We start from the raw sequence: 18,451 nt of genomic DNA, 5'->3' as shown, positions 1-18,451 counted from the left end.
CCTCACGCCCCACCGGGTGCCCCCGGGGAGCGCGCCCACGTCCCTCCACCCGAATGTCCGAGGCTGCTGGGACCATGGTTCTGGGAGCGAGCACCGCACCAACGAACCGACGACGAACGGGCGACCATGACGCACACCAGACACGACGCAGCACCCGACCTCTTCTCCCACACGTGGGCCTCGGGCCCGCTCCTGGGCTTCGACACCGAGACGACGGGCGTGAGCACCTCGTCCGACCGCATCGTCACCGCAGCGCTCGTGCGCCGGGACCCGCTCCGCGGCACGACCGTCGACACCTGGCTCATCGACCCCGGCATCCCGATCCCCGAGGCCGCGTCAGCGATCCACGGCATCACGACCGAGCACGCGCGCCTGCACGGCGTCTCGCCCTGGGTCGCGCTCGACGAGATCGCGGCGCGGATCGCCGCTGACATGAGTGCGGGCGTCCCGCTCGTCGCGTTCAACGCGACGTTCGACGTCTCGATCCTCGAGGCCGAGCTGGTCCGTCACGGCCTGCCGACCCTCGCTGATCGCCTCGGCGGGCCCGTCATCGGCGTCATCGACCCGCTCGTCATCGACCGCAAGGTCGACCGCTGGCGCAAGGGAAAGCGCAAGCTCGTCGACCTGTGCGGCATCTACGGGGTCGACGAGGCAGTCGATCTCCACACCGCCGACGTCGACGTCATCGCGACCCTCGACGTCCTCGCAGCGATGATCGAGCGCTACCCGGCGCTCGCCCAGATGGACCTGCGCGACCTGCACGGCTTCCAAGCCGAGGCTCACCGGGAGTGGGCCGCGAGCTTCAACGCCTGGCGCGTCTCCAAGAGCCTCGACGGCCCCGGCGCGGGCCTCGAATGGTTGGTTGACGAGCGCTGAACGGCGTTCGTCTCCTACCGCAGCGCCCGCCCTGCCGCCCCGCCCTCCTTCCCGCGATCGGAGCCTCCGACAATGCACCACACCGTCCCCCTCACGCTTGACTATGTCCGCGGCGCCGAGCGCCTCGAGCCAACACCGCGCGGGGTCGCACCGCACCGCCTGCCCGCGTGGGCCCTCGCTCAGGCTGCCGACCCACAGCTCTCCATGGTCGAGTCGCAGGGCGCAGGCGTCCGCATCGCCCTGCGCACCGCGGCCACCGAGGTGACGCTCACGGCGCACCGCACCCGCGTCACGTACGCGGGCGCTCCCACGCGGCCCGACGGCGGAATCGACCTCGTCGTCGACGGAGAGGTCGTCGCGCACCGCCGGACGAGCGGCGGCACGACGACCGAGCTCGACATGGCGACGGGCGCGCCCACGCTCATCCCCGGTGAGGACCTCGTCGAGACGTTCACGGGACTGGCCTCGCACGCCAAGGACATCGAGATCTGGCTCCCCCACAACGAGACCCTCGACATCGTCGAGGTGCGGGCCAACGCAGCCGTCACCCCCACCGCACCCACGGGCCGCCGCTGGGTCCACCACGGCAGCTCGATCAGCCAGGGGTCCAACGCAGCGCACCCGACGGGCACGTGGACCGCAATCGCCGCACGCTCGGGCGGCGTCGAGCTGCGCAACCTCGGGTTCGGCGGAAGCGCGCTCCTCGATCCGTTCATGGCCCGGCTCATGCGTGACACCCCTGCCGACCTCCTCTCGGTCGCGCTCGGCATCAACCTCGTCAACGCCGACCTCATGCGCCTGCGTGCGTTCCGGGCCGGGATCCACGGGTTCCTCGACACCGTCCGCGACGGGCACCGGGCGACCCCGCTGCTCATCATCACGCCCCTGCACTGCCGCATCCACGAAGAGACGCCCGGGCCCGGCGCCTTCGACCCCGAGGCGCTCGCCGAAGGGCGCCTCGCGTTCCGTGCAACGGGCAACCCCGACGAGGTGCGCGCCGGCAAGATCACGCTGGCGTCGCTGCGCACCGAGCTCGAGCGCATCGTCGCTGAGCGCGCAGCCGACGACCCTCACCTCTTCCTCCTCGACGGCCTCACCCTGTATGGAGCTGCCGACGAAGACGCGCACCCGCTGCGCGACAACCTCCACCCCGACGCCGAGTCCCACCGGCTCATCGGCGAACGTTTCACCCGGGCAGTGTTCGTCAACGGGCCGTTCCGCGCGCGATAGACCCGCCGCGGTCACCCCGCGAGAGTCATGACCATGACCCTCGCTGGGACGCCGGCGTGCGCTCGTCAGCCGCGCCGCAGAACGACGACCGAGTCGTCAAGCTCCGCCTCGGCCCCATCAGGCCCGACGGCCGCGCGCCGCCGCACCTCGGCAACGATGACCGTCCAGGTCGCGGGGTCGAGCGCGATCTCAGCCACCTCAGACTCGGGCGTCGGGAAGGTCCCATGGCCCTCGTGCTTCGCGGTCATCCACGGCGGCGCGGCCGCGTGCGAGACGACGACGAGGTGACCGCCCGGAGCGATCGAGGCGGCGACCCGCCGCAGGATCTCCCCGCGCGAGAGCTCGACGGGCGACTGGAAGAAGCTCGCCGTCACGAGGTCAAACGCCGTCGCGGGTGCCCACGTCGCGAGGTCAGCCACAACGAAGTGCGTCCGCTCCCCGAGCCCGTCAGCAGCCGCAGCCGCCTCGCCGCGCGCGATCGCGGTCGGCGAGATGTCGACCCCTGTCGCCTCCCAACCGTTGCGGGCGCACCAGACGACGTCGCCGCCTTCACCGCAGCCCAGGTCGAGGGACCGGCCGGGCGCAAGCCCTCGCACGACGTCTGCCGTCGACGCGTTGACGCGCCCCGACCACCGTCGGCCCTCCTCGGTGTAGAGCTCCTCCCAGAACTCGGCGGGCGAGGGACGGGGGCTTCGCATCATGGATCGACGCTATCGGACGCGTCCGGGTCCGTCCCGGTCATGACCGGGGCTGCGGCCTCGACCGAGGCAAGTGTTCGACGTGAGACGAACTCGCGTCGGACCCCGGTAAGCGGGTCGTCGAACGAGATCGACCGGGCGAGCAGCTGCAGCGGGTTCGAGTAGTCGCCCGGCGCAACCTCGCGCTCGGCCGGGTAGAGGTCGTCGCCGACGATCGGCGCGCCGAGCCCCGCGAGGTGAATGCGGAGCTGGTGGGTCCGCCCCGTCTCGGGCCGCAGCCGCACGAGCGCGCGATCGCCCGCGAGGGGGCGCATCAGCGACACGTGCGTCACCGCGTTAACGTCGCCCGCCACGTTCGCGGCCTGGTGGACGCCGTGCTGCTTGACGATCCGTGAGCGCACCGTCGTCGGCAGTTCGAGGCCCGCAGGCAGCGTGACGACAGCCTCGTAGACCTTCGCCACCGTGCGCCTGGCGAAGAGCTCCTGGTACGCGCCGCGCACCTCGGGCCGCATCGTGAGGACGAGGACCCCGGCCGTGGGCCGGTCGAGGCGGTGAGCCGGAGACAGATCAGGCAGCCCGAGCTCGCGGCGCAGTCGCACGAGGACGGTCTCGGTCACCCATGCGCCCCGGGGTGTCACGGCGAGGAAGTGCGGCTTGTCGACGACGACGAGGTTCTCGTCGCGGTGGAGGACATCGATCTCGAACGGGACACGGCTCTCGGGGGCGACGTCACGGTAGAGGTACGCGAGCCCACCCGCCGGGTACGGCGAGTCGAGCGTGTACGGGCGTCCGAGCTCGTCGACGACCTCGCCGCTCCCGACCTGCTCGCGCACGCGCGCAGCGCCGTGTGGGAAGCGACTCTCGAGGTAGTCGACGAGCGTCGCCCACGCACCCTCCGGGGGCAGCGAGAGACGCGTGGGGTTGAGCCCGTCCCGCACGGGCAGCGGGGCAGGCCGCCTCCCGCGACGGCTCACGCGCGCCCCCGGTGCGGGCCCCGCATCAGCGCCCGGTGTAGTTCGGGGCCTCGACCGTCATCTGGATGTCGTGCGGGTGCGACTCCTTGAGCCCTGCCGCCGTGATCCGCACGAAGCGGCCACGCTGCTGAAGCTGGGGAATCGTGTGAGCTCCGACGTAGAACATCGACTGGTGCAGGCCGCCGACGAGCTGGTGGGCGACGGCACCGAGCGGGCCACGGTAGGGCACCTGGCCCTCGATGCCCTCGGGGACGATCTTGTCGTCGGAGGCGACGTCGGCCTGGAAGTAGCGGTCCTTGGAGTAGGACACCTTCTTGCCGCGCGACGCCATGGCGCCGATCGAGCCCATGCCCCGGTAGAGCTTGAACTGCTTGCCGTTGACGAAGACGAGGTCGCCGGGCGACTCGTCGCACCCGGCGAGGAGGGAACCGAGCATGACGGTGTCAGCGCCGGCGACGAGCGCCTTCGCGATGTCACCGGAGTACTGCAGGCCACCGTCACCGATGACGGGGACGCCCGCGGGGCGGCACGCGAGCGACGCCTCGTAGATCGCGGTCACCTGGGGGACGCCGACGCCTGCGACGACGCGCGTCGTGCAGATCGAGCCGGGGCCAACGCCGACCTTGACGGCGTCGATGCCCGCGTCGACGAGCGCCTGCGCTCCGGCGCGGGTGGCGACGTTGCCGCCGATGATCTGCACGCCCGCGAAGAACGGGTCAGCCTTCAGCTTGCGCACCATGTCGAGCAGGAGGCGGGCGTGGCCGTTGGCGGTGTCAGCCACGAGGACGTCGACGCCGGCTTCGGTGAGCGCACCTGCGCGCTCGTAGGCGTCGCCGAAGAAGCCGATCGCGGCACCGACGCGCAGGCGGCCCTCGTCGTCCTTCGTGGCGGCCGGGTACTGCTCCGTCTTGACGAAGTCCTTGACGGTGATGAGGCCCTTGAGGCGGCCATCGGAGTCGACGAGAGGCAGCTTCTCTATGCGGTTGCGGCCGAGCAGCTCGGCGGCCTCAGCCCGCGAGATGCCGACGGGCGCGGTGATGAGCGGCATGGGCGTCATGGCCTCGGCCACGCGACGGGTCGGGAACTCGGCCGGGTTGACGAAGCGCAGGTCGCGGTTCGTGATGATTCCGACGAGCCGACGGTCGTCGTCGACGACGGGCAGGCCCGAGACGCGGTAGCGGCCGCACAGGTCGTCGAGCTCGGCGAGCGTCGCGTCGGGGCCGACCGTCACGGGGTCGGTGATCATGCCGGACTCGGAGCGCTTGACGAGGTCGACCTGACCAGCCTGCGTCTCGATCGACAGGTTGCGGTGGACGATGCCGATGCCGCCCTGGCGCGCCATCGCGATCGCCATGCGAGCCTCGGTCACGGTGTCCATCGCTGCGGAGAGCAGCGGGACGCGCATCGTGATTTCGCGGGTGAGGCGCGCGGTCGTGTCGACCTCGGACGGGATGACGTCGGTCTCGTTCGGCAGGAGCAGGACGTCGTCATACGTCAGGCCCTCGAAAGCGAACGGGTTGGGGACGTCGGCGAGGTATGCAGGCTCGGTCACGTGGTCATCGTACGTCGGACTGGTCACGCGCCGCGGTGACGTCCGTCTCCTGAGCGAGCCGCTCGGCGGTGTCAGGAGAGGCGCGAGGCGAACGCTTGAACCTCGTAGAACAGACCTGAGAACGAGCGGGCGCGCTGGACGTTCGCCGCGAGCGGGACGCTCGCCGCGGTCGCGTCGTCGGCCAGGCCGACGAAGATCGGCAGGTCGGGCTCGTTGGCGTGGAGGCTCTCGACGAGGCTGAGGTCCGGCGAGGCCGAGAGCGCGATGACCGTGACGGCGACGGGTCGCACCATGGCGACGATCTCCTGGACACGGCGGGGGTCGGTGCGACCGACGACGACGCGGGCCATGACGCCACGCGCGGTGAGCGCGGAGGCGAGGGTGTGCGCAGCGAGCGAGTGCTGTTCACCGGGCGGGGTGAAGACGAGGACGATACGGCGCATCTGGCTCGGGTGGGGCGTGCCGTTCTCGTGCTCGTGGGCGACCTGGCGGTCGCGCAGCGCTCTGAGGCCTGCGGCGACGAGCGCGGGGAGGAAGGACTCGCCGGGCTTGGCGAGCACAGTGCGCTCGGACAGCTTGGTGAGCGCTGGGGCGACGAGGTTCGTCCACCACGCGAGGATGTCGCCCGAGGGACTGATCGCGAGGATCTGCGAGATCCGATCCTCGTCGAGTGCGAGCGCCGCCTCAACGACGTCCGAGGGGCCCGCGTGGGCCGCAAGCGATTCGCCGCGGGGGGCGAAGTGAACCACGCGCGGCGCTGGCTGGCTCGTGGCGCCGCGGTGGGAAGCTCTTCGGCGGGCTTCTTCTTGCTCGATCACGGCCTTGTCGCGGTTGGCGCGCTCGACCTCGAGGTCCGCCTCGAGCGCGGCGCGTGCGGCATCAGCCGGTGCCACACCTTCGATCGTGAGCCGCTGCATGACGAGAAGACGGAGGACGTCGTCACGGGTGTAGCGGCGGTGCGCCCCGGCCGAGCGTTCGGAGGGGCCGAGCCCGTACCGGCGGTCCCACGTGCGCAGGGTCGCAGGAGCGACTCCCAGACGCTTCGCGACGACCGCGACAGCCACCCCGGGGTTCGCGGCACGAACCGCAGCCAGTTCGACGGGCGCCTCGGAGACCCCTCGGGTCTCGCCGGCAACCTCGCGCTCACTGTGCATGGCTCGATTCTGCCCAGCCAGCCGCGCTGCCGCCAACCGAACACGGTCACCGAGCGGTCACGACTCGAGCACACCACACCAAAACGCGCCACCCACGACCCCCCTGGAGCGATTCGGCGCCCATCCGATGCCTCAAAGCGTTGCAGCGGTCGCGACTTGAACAAGTTCTGACCAAGTTGTAGCGTTCAACCAGTGCACGGGGAGCCCAAGGGGGACTCATAGCCGCTCGTGCGGAGGGGACGCAGGCCACCTCGAAGGCCTGCACACGAGGAGAAGACCACGATGACTGAGATCTCACGCCTTCCTGGGCCTGTGATGGACCTGTGGGAGTGGCAGTACCAGGGCTCGTGCCGCGACGCTGACGACACTCTCTTCTTCCATCCCGAGGGTGAGCGCGGCAGCGCTCGTCGGCGCCGCGCTGAGGCAGCCAAGGCGATCTGCCACTCGTGCCCCGTCCTCAAGCAGTGCCGCGAGCAGGCGCTCCGCATCCGTGAGCCGTACGGCGTCTGGGGTGGCCTCTCCGAGGACGACCGCACCGCGATCCTCGCTGATCCGCAGCACGCCAAGGTCGTCTGACCACACACCCGTCACGAGCCCCGCAGCCCTCCTGAGCTGCGGGGCTCGTCGCATCGAGGCGTGCGGCGGCGCGGCCTCAGGGGACATCACGACAATCGATGAGCCCGTCGCCTCAGCACAGCGGTCGGGTCACCTCGCGTCGAGCCCCAGCTGACGACGCGCCCCCTCGAGCCCGACGAACTCGACGTCCGGCCGCGCGCCCGCGAGCCACGCGTCCCTCGTCAGCCGGAACCGGCGCGACTCGACCTGCTCGCCACCGCGGCTCGTGAGGTGTCGGCCGTTGTCGGCGTAGCCGACCTTCTCGCTCACGCGGCATGAGCCCGGGTTGTCGACGAACGCCTCGGAGACGACCTCGTCCGCGCCGAGACCCACGACAGCCAGGTCGACGGCGACGCGCCGCATCCGGGTACCGATCCCCTGCCCGTGGAACTCCCGTCCGAGCCACGATCCGGTCTCTGCCGAGCGCACGACGGGAAAGTCCTTCGCGAAGAGCGACTGGATGCCCACAACCTGTCCGTCGACGACGACCGCGAGCTCGAGGCTCCACCGGTCGGACGAGAGGCTCGCTCGAGCTCCCCAGTGGTAGGCGAGGAAGCCGCGGCGCACCTGCTCAGGGGTTCCTTGCGTCCACGGCACGAGGAACGGCATGAAGCCGGGGTCGTGGACGCCCCGGACGACGAGGTCGGCGAGCTCGGCGAGCGTCGCGTCGTCGATGAATCGGAGCTCGAGGTTGCCCTCGCGTGCTCGGAGACCGGCGACCGGCCACATGTCGGACAGTGGTGTCGCTGTCGTGGGTGCCATGAACGGACGATATCGCTACCCGCGCCGGCGGAACCGCTCGACACCTGCAGCGTCCCACGCTCCCCCGGGCGGTTCGCGCTCCCCGTCAACGACGCAGCCCCGCCGTCCCTCGAGAGGGGCGGCGGGGCTGGGGAATCGCGAGGCTGAGGTCAGCCGGCGACGACGGCGAGGATGTCGCGCACGGAGAGCACGAGGTACTCCTCGCCCGCGTACTTGACCTCGGTGCCGCCGTACTTGGAGTAGATGACCTTGTCACCGACAGCGACGTCGAGCGGAATGCGGTTGCCCTTGTCGTCGACGCGGCCGGGGCCGACAGCGAGGACCTCGCCCTCCTGCGGCTTCTCCTTGGCGGTGTCCGGGATGAACAGACCGGAGGCGGTGGTCGTCTCAGCCTCGATCGACTTGATGACGATCTTGTCCTCGAGCGGCTTGATGGGGACCGACACGTCGGACCTCCCCTTCACGTTGTGGCTACGGATAGATGGGGGCGGACGATGACTGCACGAGCGCCGTCGCGGGGGTCGCACGGAGTCCTCGTCCCATCTCACGAGGAGATGTTCCGAGACCAAATCTAGGCCCGCGTTAGCACTCGGTCAAGGCGAGTGCTAGCGCGCTCGTGCGTGTCCGCCGTCGGCGTACACGCACGACCCGACCGAGCGGCCGTCGCTCGCGGGCCAGCGCCATGGAAGTATCGAGGACATGGACCGCGCCGCTCTCTCCCTGCTCCTCCAGCCCGAGGGGTGGGCGCTGCTCAACGCGCTCCCGCCGTACGACGAAGCGACGGCCATGCGCCTGTCCGAGCGCCTGCGCGCCGACGGGACCGACCCCGATCTCGTCGCGGCCGTCCTCACCCAGTCGCGGCTGCGCACGAAGGCGCGCGACAAGTTCGGCGAGTTCGCCGACGGCATGCTCTTCACCCCGGGCGGCCTCGAGCAGGCGACCCGGCTCCCGGTCGCGGCCCGGCACGCCCAGCGGTACCTCACCGCGGGCGTGACCAAGGTTGCCGACCTCACGTGCGGGCTCGGCGCGGACTCGATGACCTTCGCCGCCTCGGGCCTGCGCGTCCTCGCGGTCGACCGCGACGAAGAGACCGCGGCCCTCGCAACCGTCAACCTCCGCCACTTCCCCGAGGCCGAGGTTCGCCTGGGCGACGGCCTCCAGATCGAGCTCGCAGCCGAGGGCATCGACGGCATCTACGCCGACCCCGCGCGTCGCACAGGGACCGGAACGCGCGTCTTCGACCCGCGCGCTTATGCGCCGCCACTCGACGAGGTGTGGGCCCTGCGCGACGTCGTGCCCGCGGTCGGCATCAAGGTGGGTCCAGGGATCCCGCACGCGGGCCTCCCGAGCGACGCTGAGGCGCAGTGGGTCTCGCTCGACGGTCACGTCCTCGAGGCAGGCCTGTGGTTCGGCCCTCTCGCCGAGGGCCCGGGGCGTTCCGTCCTCGTCCTGCGCACGCGCGCCGACGGGTCCGTGAGCGCACGCGCGCTCCCCCCGGTCCTCACCGACGACGACGTCGAGGTGGGGCCGGTCGGCTCGTACCTCTTCGAGCCCGACGGCGCCGCCGTCCGTGCCGGCCGCGTCGCGACCGTCGCCCGCGAGCTCGGCGGACGACTCCTCGACCCGACGATCGCCTACATCACGACCGAGACGATCTCCCCGGGCTGGGCCGACGCCGCCGCCGCAGGCGACGCCACCCTCGCGACCGGCTACCGCGTGCTCGACACGATGCCGTTCTCGCTCAAACGACTCAAGGCCTACCTCCGTGAGCGCGAGGTCGGACGCCTGACGATCAAGAAGCGCGGCACCGCCGTCGTCCCCGAGACACTGCGCAAGCAGCTCGCGCTCCACGGCCCGCACGAGGGGCACATCGTGCTCACCCGCGTCGCGGGCGCACAGACCATCCTCGTCGTCGAGCCCCTCATGGGGCCGGGATCCTCAGCCACGGAGGTCTGACATGCACCTGCCCTTCGCGCAGTCCGAGCGGTCGACCGTCGGGATCGAGTGGGAGCTCGCCCTCGTGGACAAGGACTCGGGTGACCTGCGTCAGGTCGCTCAGACCGTCCTCGACGCGGTCGAGCCCCCGGGCGGCGGCCAGCACCCGCACATCCGGCAGGAGCTGCTCCTCAACACGGTCGAGGTCGTCTCTGGGATCAACCGCACCGTGCGCGGCGCAGGCGACGACCTCGAGCGCGCGATCGCGGAGATCCGCGAGATCACGGACCCGCTGCGCGTCGAGCTCATGTGCGCGGGAACCCACCCGTTCGCGCGTTGGGCCCAGCAGAAGGTCACGGACAAGGAGCGTTACGCGACCCTCATCGACCGCACCCAGTGGTGGGGTCGGCAGATGCTCATCTATGGCGTCCACGTCCACGTCGGGATCGAGGACCGCGCCAAGGTGCTGCCCATCGCCCGTGGCATGCTCCCCTACTTCGGGCACCTGCAAGCGCTGAGCGCGTCGAGCCCGTTCTGGGGCAGCAAGGACACGGGGTACGCGTCCAACCGCGCGCTCATGTTCCAGCAGCTGCCCACAGCAGGGTTGCCGTTCCAGTTCGAGACGTGGGAGCAGCTCGAGGGCTACGCCGACGACATGATCCGCACGGGCGTCATCGACGACGTCGACGAGATCCGGTGGGACCTGCGGCCCTCACCGCGCTTCGGGACCCTCGAGACCCGGATCTCTGACGGCTCCTCGAATATCACCGAGGTGCTCGCTCTCGCGGCACTCACGCACTGCCTCGTCGAGCATCTCTCGACGCTCCTCGACGAGGGCCGGGAGATCCCGACGCTGCCGCCGTGGTTCGTGCAGGAGAACAAGTGGCGCTCGGCCCGCTACGGGATGGATGCGATCCTCATCCTCGACCGGTCGGGGGATGAAGAGCTGGTGCGCGACGCAGTGGCGCGCCTCCTGCACGAGCTCGAGCCGACCGCGGCCCGGCTCGGTTGCCTCGACGAGCTCGACGAGGTGCGCACGATCCTGCGCAAGGGCGCGGGGTATCAACGGCAGCGCGCGGTCGCGCGCCGCAACGGCGGCGAGCTCGGCCCGGTCGTCGAGAACCTCGTCGCCGAGCTCCGAGCAGGCCGCCCGCTGTAGGCCGCCCGCTCAAGGCCGCCCGCACGTCTCAGACGTGCGTGACCGTGAGCGCCATCGACGAGTCCACGGGGATGTCGAGCGAGGACGGCGCCACGTCGGCGCGCACGAGCGCCGAACCGAGCGCAGCGATCATGGCCCCGTTGTCCGTGCAGTAGCGGATCGGCGGGATGCGCAACGTGATGCCGGCCTCCGCGCACCGCAGTGCCGCCATGTCCCGCAGCTGGGAGTTCGCGGAGAATCCGCCCCCGATGACGAGCGTGTCGACGCCGTGGAGCTCACACGCCCGGATCGTCTTCGCGGTGAGGACGTCGGCGACAGCGGCCGCAAAGGACGCCGAGACGTCGTTGAGCGGGATCTCCTCGCCCGCGTCGCGGCGCGCCTCGACCCATCGCGCGACGGCCGTCTTGAGCCCCGAGAACGAGAAGTCGTAGGCGTGCTCCGCCTGGTCCTTGGGCAGGGTGAGCGCGCGGGGGAAGCGGATCGCAGTCGGGTCGCCCTCGCGTGCGAGCCGGTCGATGTGCGGACCGCCCGGGTAGGGCAGCCCGAGCAGACGGCCCACCTTGTCGAACGCTTCGCCCGCGGCGTCGTCGAGCGTCGAGCCGAGCTCGGTGACGGACGTCGCGATGTCGTCGACGAGCAGGAGCGAGGAGTGCCCACCCGAGACGACGAGTGCCATGGCGCGCTCGGGGAACGCTCCGTGCACAAGCTCGTCGACCGCGGCATGCCCGATGACGTGATTGACGCCGTAGAGCGGCTTGCCGAGCGCAACGGAAAGCGCCTTCGCTGCGGACGCACCGATCGTCAGGGGGCCCTGGAGCCCGGGCCCCGCGGTGACCGCGACCGCGTCGACCTCGGAGAGGTCGACGTCGGCCTGCTCGAGCGCCCGACGGATCGTCGGCACCATGGCCTCGAGGTGAGCGCGCGAGGCGATCTCCGGGATGATCCCGCCGAAGCGAGCGTGCTCGTCCATCGAGGAGGCGACGGCGTCGACGAGGAGCTCGCGCCCCCGGACGAGCGCGACGCCCGTCTCGTCGCACGACGTCTCAATACCAAGGACGAGGGGTTCGCTCATGTCCTCCAGAATACGGCGCGCAGACCGGTGACCTGCCTCACAACGGCTGGCGAGCGGGAAGATGCCCCCGGAGAGCGTGGTTGAGAGTTGTATGACCATGACGCTCGACGACTCACCCGCGGCCATCGACGACGCGACCGCGAACCTCCTGTTCCGCGACGCTCGCACGATCAAGCGCTTCTCCCCCGACGAGGTCTCCGACGAGGAGATCGCTGCGGCCTACGACCTCATGCGCTGGGGTCCGACCGCACTCAACACCTCGCCCTTGCGCTACCTCGTCGTGCGCAGCCCCGAGGCCCGCGCCCGTCTCATCACCCACCTCGGTGAGGGCAACCACGAGGGCGTCCTCGCCGCCCCGGTGACGCTCGTCGTTGCCGCGGACACCGCGTTCCACGAGCGCCTCGATCGCCTCGCCCCGCACGCCGCTGCGATCGCCGCCGGACTCGACGGACAGCCCACGGTCCGCGAGGGCATGGCGCGCATGAACGCCTCGATCCAGGCGGGCTACCTCATCACCGCGCTGCGTGCGAGCGGCCTCCAGGTCGGCCCCATGGGCATCCAGGACGCCACCGGCCTCGAGGCCGACCTCTTCGAGGACGAGAGCTGGCGCGCGCTGTTCATCATCAACGTCGGGCAGGCTCCCGCCGTCGAGGGTGCGACGTACCCGCGTGCCGCGCGCCTCGACGCCGCTGAGGTCTCCCGCACCGTCTGAGCCGGCACCCGCACGAGCGTGGCGCTGCACCCCCGCCGGGGTGCGGCGCCACGCTCGTACGAGCAGTCTGCTCCCGAGCCCAGAGCGGTCGCGGTGCCGCGGCTCAGGCCCCGGTCGCCACCTCACGGCTCGGGTCGTTCGACCACTGCGACCAGGAGCCCGCATACAGCGTCACAGCCACGCCGACGCTCGCAAGCGCCGCGATCTGGTGCGCCGCGGTCACGCCCGAGCCGCAGTAGACGACGACCGGCAGGTTGGGCCGAGGGTCCCCCGGCTGCCACGCGGCGACGTCGACCCCGAGCGTCTCGAAGCGCGCACGCAGGCGCGCGTCGTCGAGGAACCGCCCGTCGGCATCGAGGTTGTCGGCCGTCGGCGCACTCACCGCGCCAGGCACGTGGCCCGCACGTGGGTCGACCGGCTCGACCTCGCCGCGGAACCGCTCGCCCGCGCGCGCGTCGAGCACGACCCCCGCACCCGGTTCGGCCGCGAGGGCACCGGCGCCGTCGGCGTCGGTCACGGGCATCTGCCCGCCCTCCAGCACGACGTTCCCCGGCGTCGGCCGCACCTCCCCCGACTCCACCTCGCCGCCCGCACGCGTCCACGCCGCGAGGCCGCCGTCGAGGATGCGCACGTCGTCGAGCCCCGCCCAGCGCAGGAGCCACCACGCACGTGCGGCGCTCGTGCCGCCCCCGTCGTCGTACACGACGACGCTCACGTCGTCCGAGATCCCCCAGCGCCTTGCGGACGCCTCCAGATCGCTCAGCGCGGGAAGAGGATGGCGTCCCGCAGCGGGCGACGGCGCAGCGGCGAGCTCCGTGTCGAGGTCCACGTAGACGGCGCCGGGAAGGTGGCCCGCGACGTACCGCTCGTGCCCGTCGCTGCGGCCCAGTGCCCACCGGACGTCAAGGAGGACGACCGGTCGTTCGGCATCGAGCATCCCCCGCACCATGGCCGGACTCGCAAGAACATCCTCACGCACGCACATGTGGACCTCCGTCAGTGATCGGCCGCCCCGTCGCGGAGCGGAAGCTGCATCGTGTAGGCGTCGACGTCCTCGGGCTGGTAGTACCGCTTGCGCACGCCGATCGTCTCGAAGCCGCGCGACGCGTACATGGCGATCGCGCGCTCGTTGTCGACCGCAACCTCGAGGATGAGGGAGATCGCGTCGATCTCGCGGGCGCGCTCGATGAGCGCGTCGAGCATGGCGCCACCGAGCCCGCGTCCCGCGACCCGCGGGTCGATGCCGATCGTCATGAGGTGGCAGCTGTCGCCGTCGAACCACAGGCCCGCGTAGCCGACGAGCGGCGCGGGCACGCCCTCGCCGTCCGGCTGCGCTGCGATGTACCACCGTCCGCGCCCGCGGAGCTCCTCGGTCAGCATGCCCATCGTCCACGCGCTCGGACCGAAGAGCTCGACCTCGAGGGCCGCGACCCGGGTGATGTCCGCCCATGCGAGGGGCCGCAGGTGATAGCCGCCTGCGATCGGGCTGTCGGCCTCGAGCGGCGGATGCTCGCGTGGGGCGGTGGGCGCGACGGGCACCGTGACGGCTGCGGCCTCGTGCGCGGCCGCGGCCTCGCGCTCCGCGTACGCCGCCTCGATGACCTCGCGCTGCGCGCTGAGGTCGATCGTCATCTCGAGGTCCTCGGGAGTCGTCCCCTCGCTCATCCGGTCGCCCTCTTGCTGGCCGCGGGAACCTGCGCGTCGGGGCGACGCAGGTAGAGGGGCGCGGGGTCGCGGTCCTCGCCGCGGGCTCCGGCAGCGGCGGACAGCTGGACGAGGACGGCCGGGTCGGGCTGCACGACGGCGTCGGCGTGGTCTGCGAGCGCGCCACGGCTCAGCACGTCGCCGTAGAGGGCGACGCCTGGACCGACGATGACGGCGTCGGCCGTCGTGCCGTCCTCGGCGAGCACGAGGGGGGCCGCAACACCCGGGCCCGCCGTGCGCACGAGGCTCGCTGCGTCGGTGCCGACCGTGTAGCGAGCCCAGTAGACCTCGCGACGCTTCGCGTCGGTCACGACGACGACGGACGTTCCAGGGGCGAGGCCCCGGGTGCTGGCCGCTTCGAGCGCGACCGCGTCGAGGCTGCACACACCGCGGACCGGGGCGCCGATCGCGAGCGCGAAGGTCTGGGCAGAGACGAGCCCGACGCGTAGCCCAGTGAACGGTGCCGGACCCGTCCCGACGACGACCTCGGCGATCTCACGCGGAGCCACGCCGGCCTCGGCGAGAACCTCAGCGAGCAACGGGGCGAGGCTCTCGGCCTGGAGCCGCGCGGCCGCGGACGCGCGTGCGGCCACGACGCTCCCGTCGGCGCGCGTGAGCGCGACCGCGACGGCGACCGACGTGTCGATGCTGAGGACGTACTGCGTGGGCATGAGCCTCAGCCTACGTGGGGACGAGGGACGACGACGTCGGACCACCGCTCACCGAACGCGCGGACGGTCACGTGGCGGACTCCGGCCGCGGCGTCGACGTCGGGGTTGAAATCGCCGCGTGGCCGGGCGAGGGTCACCTCGAGGCGGTCGTCCGCGAGCGCTTCGACGAGGCCCTCGCCCCACTCGACGATCGTCACCGAGTCCTCGAGAGACGTGTCGAGGTCGAGCGCGTCGACGTCGTCGAGCGATCCCAGCCGGTAGGCGTCGACGTGCACGAGGGCAGGGCCGTCGTGAAGCGGCGGATGCACCCGCGCGATGACAAAGGTGGGCGACGCCACCTGGCCGCGCACGTCGAGACCCGCACCGATGCCCTGCGTGAGGGTCGTCTTGCCCGCACCCAGGTCGCCCGTGAGGACGACGAGGTCCCCTGCGCGCAGGATGCCCGCGAGCGCGGTTCCCCACGCGCGCGTCACGGCGGCGTCGGGCAGGTCGAAGGTCGTCTTCGTGACGCTCACGTGGGGTTCTCCTCGGCGTGCCGGTGGATGCGCGGTACGCGCGCGCCCAGTCGGGTGATGATCTCGTAGCTGATGGTCCCGCAGGCCTCGGCCCAGTCCTGCGCCGAGGGAGCCCCGGTGGCCGGGTCACCGAAGAGGACGACGGTCTCCCCTGCTCTCTCGTTCGCACCGGGGCCAAGGTCGATCATCAGCTGGTCCATGCAGACGCGGCCCGTGACGTGGAGCGTGCGCGCACCGGGTCCCGTGCCGACGAGGATCGGCGCGCCGGGGACGTCCTGCGTTCCTGAGGCGTGCCGCGGTATGCCGTCGCCGTAGCCGAGGGGCACGTCGCCGAGCACCGTCGCGCGGGGAGTCCGGAAGGCGTGGCCGTACGAGACTCCCTGGCCCGCGGGGACATCCTTGACGGTCGCGAGGCTGGCTTCGAGCGTCATCGCGGGCCGCAGGCCGTACCGCTCGGGCCCGCCGAGCTGCGGGACAGGCGTGAGGCCGTACACGGCGAGGCCGGGCCGGACGAGGTCGTAGTGGGCGCGCGGCGTCGTGAGCGTCGCCGCGGAGTTGGCGAGGTGACGGACCTCGAGATGCGCGCCCATGCGCTCGGCAAGAGCGACCGCACCGTCGAAGACGTCGACCTGGCCGAGCACCGTCGGGTGCTCGGGCTCGTCCGCGAACGCGAGGTGGGACCACACCCCGACGAGCGTGACGAGACCGTCGGACTGCAGCGCCATGAGGCGCGCGAGGACCTCGGGAAGGCGGTCGGGCAGGACGCCCGACCGTCCGAGGCCTGTGTCGACCTTGAGGTGGACGCGGGCCGTGCGGCCCGCGGCGCGGGCCGCAGCACCTACCTCCTCGACTGCCCACGGCGCGTGCACCGAGACGTCGACGTCGGCTGCGACGAGGTCCGCCAGCGGTGCGCCGGGCGCGTAGAGCCAGGTGAGCGTGCGCGCGGTGAGTCCCGCGGCGCGCAGCGCGAGGGCCTCGGCCGGCTGCGCGACCCCGAGCCACGTCGCACCGGCAGCGAGTGCTGCGCGCGCCACGGGCACGAGTCCGTGTCCGTAGGCGTCGGCCTTGACGACAGCCATGACGGCCGCGCCGGGTGCGGCGTCGCGCAGCGCGCGGACATTGCCCCGGACGGCCTCAAGGTCGACGAGGGCCCGCGCGGGGTACCAGGACTCGTTCACCTGACCATTGTCCCACTACGCGGGAATGGCGATGAGTCTCGCGATAGTCTGCGGCAGCTGGGCGATGACGGACGACGCGCTCACGGGCCCGCCCGGGTTCGCGTCGTGCGCTGCCCGTCCGTGGACGAGGGCCGCGAGCGCGGCGAGCCGCGCGACGAGCCCGGGGTCGCGCACGGCCTCGGCCGCGCGCGCTGCGAGGAGCGTCCCGAGGAGCCCGGCCAGGACGTCGCCCGCGCCCGCGGTTGCGAGCCACGGCGGTGCCTCCGCCTGCGAGAGCACCCCACCACGCCCGACGACGACCGTGGTCGCGCCCTTGAGGAGGACCGTCGCGCCCGTGAGGCGCGCAGCCTCCGCCGCGTGCTCGGCCGGCGCGGCCTCGACCGCGGACCGCGAGACGCTGCGCCCGCGCGAGGTGAGCAGGCGTGCGAGCTCACCGGCGTGCGGGGTGAGGACGACCCAGGGCGCGCAGCGCGTCGGCAGCAGCGCGAGCGCTCCCGCGTCGACGACGACGGGCACGACGCCGCCGTCCGCACTGCTTGCTCCTGAGCCCCAGACGCCCGTCGCCGCGAAGTGTCCCTCCGATCCCGCCCCGGCGCGGCCGAGCGCGGCGCGCACGATCCGCTCGGTGTCCTCGTCCTCAGGCTCGAGCCCTGGCCCGACGACCCACGCCTGGGCGCGGCCGTCGCCTGGGACGACCTCGGGGTGGGCCGCGAGCACGAGATCCTCGGCGCGGCGGGGCCCGACGTAGCGGACCATGCCGGCTCCCGAGGCCACGGCAGCGCCCGCGCACAGGACGCCTGCACCCGGGTAGGCGCGCGAGCCCGCCACGACCGCGACGACGCCGCGCGCGTACTTGTCGTCGGCTGCCCCGGGAAGCGGCCACAGTGCGGCGACGTCGGAGTCGCCGAGGCGACGCACCACCTGGTCGCCAGGCTCGGGGATGTCGACACCGAGGTCGAGGACCTCGACGACGGGTGCGAGGCGTGAGGCGGGCGGCAGGAGGAGTCCCGCGACGGGCCCGCCGCACGCGAGCACGAGGTCCGCGGCGAGCACGGGCCCGGGCACGATCCCGTCGTCGACGCCGATCCCGCTCGGTACGTCGACCGCGACGACGAACGGGTACGTGGCTGCGCCCGCTCGCGCCCGGTTGAGCTCGCGCACGACGCGCGCGGCCGCGCCGCGCAGTGCGCCACGAGCACCGATCCCGCACAACGCATCGATGACGACGTCGGCGGCGAGCGACTCGCGCGCGACCCCGACCTGCGCGAGCCGTGGCACGTCGGGGGCTGCGGCGGGCCGGTCCTTGCCGGGGCAGGCAACGACGTCGACCCCGGCCGCGCGGGCGGCCGCGAGCCCGCCCGCGTGGGCGCGCTCTGCGAGCAGCACCGCCAGGACCCGCACCCCGCGTGCGGCAAGGCGCGCCGCAGCATGCAGGCCGTCACCGCCGTTGTTTCCCGCTCCCGCGAGCACGACGACGCGTCCCCCCGCGACCGCACCGGTGCGCGTCCGCAGGACGTCGACGACCCTGCCCGCGATCTGGTGGGCCGCGCGTTCCATGAGGGGCACGCCAGAGGCGAGCAGCGGCTCCTCAGCCGCACGGATCCGGTCGCTCGTCACTGCCTCGATCATGCGTCCATCCTCACG

Annotated in this window: 19 protein-coding genes; 6 read left to right on the top strand and 13 right to left on the bottom strand. The window is 72.1% G+C overall.

The genetic code is table 11. The features are described 5' to 3' along the window. Positions 1-126 precede the first annotated feature (126 nt). Both ACTVCO_RS03215 and ACTVCO_RS03210 read left to right on the top strand, forming a co-directional pair. The gene (locus ACTVCO_RS03215) at positions 127-876 is read left to right on the top strand and encodes an exonuclease domain-containing protein (RefSeq protein WP_443726932.1); all 750 of its coding nucleotides are present in this window, start codon (positions 127-129) and stop codon (positions 874-876) included. 72 nt (positions 877-948) lie between these two features. Beyond that, positions 949-2,106, top strand: coding sequence for an SGNH/GDSL hydrolase family protein (locus ACTVCO_RS03210; protein ID WP_443726931.1), 1,158 nt, complete (start codon positions 949-951; stop codon positions 2,104-2,106). A gap of 65 nt (positions 2,107-2,171) precedes the next feature. On the opposite strand, the gene ACTVCO_RS03205 is transcribed toward ACTVCO_RS03210, so the two are convergent. The 4 genes from ACTVCO_RS03205 to ACTVCO_RS03190 all read right to left on the bottom strand — a co-directional run bounded on the left by ACTVCO_RS03205 (position 2,172) and on the right by ACTVCO_RS03190 (position 6,484). Continuing rightward, a complete protein-coding gene (locus ACTVCO_RS03205; protein ID WP_443726930.1) occupies positions 2,172-2,807 on the bottom strand; it encodes a class I SAM-dependent methyltransferase in 636 nt (211 codons plus the stop codon). Further along, a complete protein-coding gene (locus ACTVCO_RS03200) occupies positions 2,804-3,778 on the bottom strand; it encodes a pseudouridine synthase (RefSeq protein ID WP_443726929.1) in 975 nt (324 codons plus the stop codon). The genes ACTVCO_RS03205 and ACTVCO_RS03200 overlap by 4 nt, the downstream gene beginning before the upstream one ends. Positions 3,779-3,803: 25 nt before the next feature. Further along, positions 3,804-5,330 carry an IMP dehydrogenase gene (gene guaB / locus ACTVCO_RS03195; RefSeq protein WP_443726928.1) on the bottom strand — a complete coding sequence of 509 codons (1,527 nt, stop codon included), beginning with the start codon at positions 5,328-5,330 and terminating at the stop codon, positions 3,804-3,806. A 71-nt stretch (positions 5,331-5,401) separates the two neighbouring features. Beyond that, on the bottom strand, positions 5,402-6,484 hold the full coding sequence (locus ACTVCO_RS03190) for a MerR family transcriptional regulator (RefSeq protein WP_443726927.1): 1,083 nt from the start codon (positions 6,482-6,484) through the stop codon (positions 5,402-5,404). Between the two features lie 282 nt (positions 6,485-6,766). Between ACTVCO_RS03190 and ACTVCO_RS03185 the strand changes: the two genes are divergently transcribed. Next, positions 6,767-7,060, top strand: coding sequence for a WhiB family transcriptional regulator (locus tag ACTVCO_RS03185; protein ID WP_443726926.1), 294 nt, complete (start codon positions 6,767-6,769; stop codon positions 7,058-7,060). A 129-nt stretch (positions 7,061-7,189) separates the two neighbouring features. Here the strand turns inward: ACTVCO_RS03185 and ACTVCO_RS03180 are convergent, their stop codons facing one another. Next, complete coding sequence (locus tag ACTVCO_RS03180) at positions 7,190-7,861, bottom strand: GNAT family N-acetyltransferase (RefSeq protein ID WP_443726925.1); 672 nt, start codon at positions 7,859-7,861, stop codon at positions 7,190-7,192. Positions 7,862-8,010: 149 nt separating this feature from the next. Further along, positions 8,011-8,307 carry a co-chaperone GroES gene (gene groES / locus ACTVCO_RS03175; RefSeq protein WP_443726924.1) on the bottom strand — a complete coding sequence of 99 codons (297 nt, stop codon included), beginning with the start codon at positions 8,305-8,307 and terminating at the stop codon, positions 8,011-8,013. A gap of 253 nt (positions 8,308-8,560) precedes the next feature. On the opposite strand from groES, the gene ACTVCO_RS03170 reads away from it, so the two are divergent. Together ACTVCO_RS03170 and ACTVCO_RS03165 are read left to right on the top strand one after the other, a co-directional pair. Then, positions 8,561-9,817 (top strand): THUMP-like domain-containing protein, encoded by a 1,257-nt coding sequence (locus tag ACTVCO_RS03170; protein ID WP_443726923.1) that lies wholly within the window; start codon positions 8,561-8,563, stop codon positions 9,815-9,817. Between the two features lies 1 nt (position 9,818). Beyond that, positions 9,819-10,955, top strand: coding sequence for a glutamate--cysteine ligase (locus tag ACTVCO_RS03165; RefSeq protein WP_443726922.1), 1,137 nt, complete (start codon positions 9,819-9,821; stop codon positions 10,953-10,955). Between the two features lie 28 nt (positions 10,956-10,983). Here ACTVCO_RS03165 and tsaD read toward each other — a convergent pair whose 3' ends face one another. Further along, a complete protein-coding gene (gene tsaD, locus ACTVCO_RS03160; RefSeq protein WP_443726921.1) occupies positions 10,984-12,027 on the bottom strand; it encodes a tRNA (adenosine(37)-N6)-threonylcarbamoyltransferase complex transferase subunit TsaD in 1,044 nt (347 codons plus the stop codon). Positions 12,028-12,124: 97 nt separating this feature from the next. Between tsaD and ACTVCO_RS03155 the strand changes: the two genes are divergently transcribed. After that, positions 12,125-12,739, top strand: coding sequence for a malonic semialdehyde reductase (locus ACTVCO_RS03155; protein WP_443726920.1), 615 nt, complete (start codon positions 12,125-12,127; stop codon positions 12,737-12,739). A 103-nt stretch (positions 12,740-12,842) separates the two neighbouring features. On the opposite strand, the gene ACTVCO_RS03150 is transcribed toward ACTVCO_RS03155, so the two are convergent. The 6 genes from ACTVCO_RS03150 to ACTVCO_RS03125 are packed head-to-tail and all read right to left on the bottom strand — an operon-like array spanning position 12,843 to position 18,436. Continuing rightward, positions 12,843-13,724 (bottom strand): sulfurtransferase, encoded by an 882-nt coding sequence (locus ACTVCO_RS03150; protein WP_443726919.1) that lies wholly within the window; start codon positions 13,722-13,724, stop codon positions 12,843-12,845. An 11-nt stretch (positions 13,725-13,735) separates the two neighbouring features. Then, the gene (rimI, locus tag ACTVCO_RS03145) at positions 13,736-14,404 is read right to left on the bottom strand and encodes a ribosomal protein S18-alanine N-acetyltransferase (protein ID WP_443726918.1); all 669 of its coding nucleotides are present in this window, start codon (positions 14,402-14,404) and stop codon (positions 13,736-13,738) included. Next, positions 14,401-15,114: a tRNA (adenosine(37)-N6)-threonylcarbamoyltransferase complex dimerization subunit type 1 TsaB gene (gene tsaB, locus ACTVCO_RS03140; RefSeq protein ID WP_443726917.1), complete on the bottom strand. Its 714-nt coding sequence runs from the start codon at positions 15,112-15,114 to the stop codon at positions 14,401-14,403. The genes rimI and tsaB overlap by 4 nt, the downstream gene beginning before the upstream one ends. A gap of 5 nt (positions 15,115-15,119) precedes the next feature. Continuing rightward, positions 15,120-15,629: a tRNA (adenosine(37)-N6)-threonylcarbamoyltransferase complex ATPase subunit type 1 TsaE gene (gene tsaE, locus ACTVCO_RS03135; protein WP_443726916.1), complete on the bottom strand. Its 510-nt coding sequence runs from the start codon at positions 15,627-15,629 to the stop codon at positions 15,120-15,122. Then, positions 15,626-16,807: an alanine racemase gene (alr, locus tag ACTVCO_RS03130; protein WP_443726915.1), complete on the bottom strand. Its 1,182-nt coding sequence runs from the start codon at positions 16,805-16,807 to the stop codon at positions 15,626-15,628. Before alr ends, tsaE begins: the two co-directional genes overlap by 4 nt. Before the next feature lie 15 nt (positions 16,808-16,822). Then, positions 16,823-18,436: an NAD(P)H-hydrate epimerase gene (locus ACTVCO_RS03125; protein WP_443726914.1), complete on the bottom strand. Its 1,614-nt coding sequence runs from the start codon at positions 18,434-18,436 to the stop codon at positions 16,823-16,825. Positions 18,437-18,451 lie beyond the last annotated feature (15 nt).

It is taken from the genome of Sanguibacter sp. A247, from assembly GCF_052324925.1.
GTDB lineage: Bacteria > Actinomycetota > Actinomycetes > Actinomycetales > Cellulomonadaceae > Flavimobilis.
The sequence above is the reverse complement of the archived record's forward strand: the minus strand, read 5'-3'. Positions and strand labels throughout refer to the sequence as shown.